This window comes from Sphingomonas sp. (assembly GCF_036387595.1).
In the GTDB taxonomy this organism is placed as follows: Bacteria; Pseudomonadota; Alphaproteobacteria; order Sphingomonadales; family Sphingomonadaceae; genus Sphingomonas.
In genome coordinates this window covers 1-1,810 of record NZ_DASVTL010000031.1, presented here as the reverse complement: position 1 = coordinate 1,810, position 1,810 = coordinate 1, and the positions used below count along the sequence as shown (strand labels likewise).

The 1,810-nt window shown below is 65.7% G+C and carries 2 protein-coding genes; both read left to right on the top strand.

The window, feature by feature from the left end:
• The first annotated feature begins 92 nt into the window (after positions 1-92).
• Complete coding sequence (gene dapA / locus VF643_RS02575) at positions 93-977, top strand: 4-hydroxy-tetrahydrodipicolinate synthase (RefSeq protein ID WP_331041802.1); 885 nt, start codon at positions 93-95, stop codon at positions 975-977.
• Between the two features lie 434 nt (positions 978-1,411).
• The coding region (gene smpB / locus VF643_RS02570; protein ID WP_331041801.1) for an SsrA-binding protein SmpB at positions 1,412-1,810 on the top strand (399 nt) is incomplete at its 3' end.

Genomic DNA, 1,810 nt, shown 5'->3' with positions numbered 1-1,810 from the left:
GCTGGTTGCGTTCATGTGGACAGGATACGTATCCAACCCGTATCTGTCCTGAACAAAACGACCCAAGCGGCGCAACAGGAGCGCATATTCCCATGTTTTCAGGATCGATCCCGGCGCTCGTCACGCCGTTCGCCGCCGATGCTGCGGTCGACGCGGAGGCCTATCGGGCACTGATCGACTGGCAGGTCGCCGAAGGGTCGTCCGCCCTGGTGCCCTGCGGCACGACTGGCGAGGCCGCGACATTGTCGGCGGAAGAGCATTTCGCCGCGGTGCGGGTATGCGCCGATCAGGTCGCCGGCCGGGTGCCGGTGATCGCGGGCGCCGGATCGAATGACACCCGCGTCGCCGCCGATAATCTGCGCCGGGCCAAGCAGGCGGGAGCGGACGCAGCCTTGATGGTGCCGCCCTATTACAATCGACCGAGCCAGGAGGGCATCTTTCGCCACTTCGCGGCGCTCGCGGAACAGGCCGAGCTGCCGATCGTGCTCTACAACGTGCCCGCGCGGACCGTGACCGATATCCTTCCCGCAACGCTCGCGCGGATCGTGGCGGCATTCCCGGAGATCTTCGTGGCGGTGAAGGACGCCAGCGGGGCGATCGCGCGGGTGTCGCAGCACCGCGCGAGCTGCGGGGCGGGGTTCGTGCAGCTGTCGGGCAACGACGACATGGCGCTCGCGTTCAACGCGATGGGCGGCGTCGGGTGCATCTCGGTTTCCGCCAACGTCGCCCCGCGATTGTGCGCGGCTTTCCAGGCGGCGTGTGCGGCGGGCGATTATGCGACGGCGCTGGCGTTGCAGGATCGGCTCTACCCGTTGCACGACGCGCTGTTCAGCGATGCGTCGCCGGGGCCGGTCAAGTATGCGCTATCGCGGGTTCGGCCCGATTTCCCGGTCGGTATCAGGCTGCCGATGACGTGGCCGTCGGCGGAGTCCCAGCGAGCGGTGGATGCGGCGCTGGAGCATGCCGGGCTGGTGTGAGGGCGGGCGCGAAGAGTCCCAAGAGTCACACCATATGCCGGCGCGCGGGTGGTTGGTTTCGGTTGGACGATGAGAAAGAGCCTTGGGCGGGGGCTGCTCGGCTTTCTCCAACTTTGCAACGATGGGCATTCGGTGTGGACGCGGGCTGCGTGTACTCTCTTCCTCTTCTGGTTCTCCTGCGAACGCAGGAGTCCAGGGTCATGGACGATGCGCTTCGGTGCCCTGGGCTCCTGCTTTCGCAGGAGCACGGTAGCGATAGCGACGTTATTCCAAGCGGCGGCGCAGCGACGCGGAGCGTCGCGAACAGGGCATCAGCAAACTTGCCTCATCCCCGCGGCTGCGCGTCGCCCGCCAGACCGTGGCAACCCCGCCGATGGGGCGGATCGTCGCGGGCGACTTCCCTCGGCGCTTGGTAGCTCCTACATCGCGGCTCGATGGCCCGCCCCAAACCCCCCGTTTTCGAAAAAACCAAGATCGTCGCCGAGAACCGGCGCGCGCGGTTCGAATATTCGATCGATACCGTCTACGAGGCGGGGATCGCGCTGACCGGGACCGAGGTGAAGTCGCTTCGGTTCGGGCAGGGATCGATCGCGGAGAGCTATGCCGAGGTGAAGGACGAGCAGGTCTGGCTGATCAACGCCAACGTGCCCGAGTTCAGCCATGGCAATCGCTTCAACCACGAAGCCAAGCGACCACGTAAATTGCTCCTTCATGAGCGCGAGATAAACAAGCTCCACGGGGCGGTGGCGCGGCAGGGCATGACGCTCGTCCCGCTATCGGTTTATTTCAACTCCAAGGGGCGCGCGAAGGTGGAACTGGCATTGGCCAAGGGT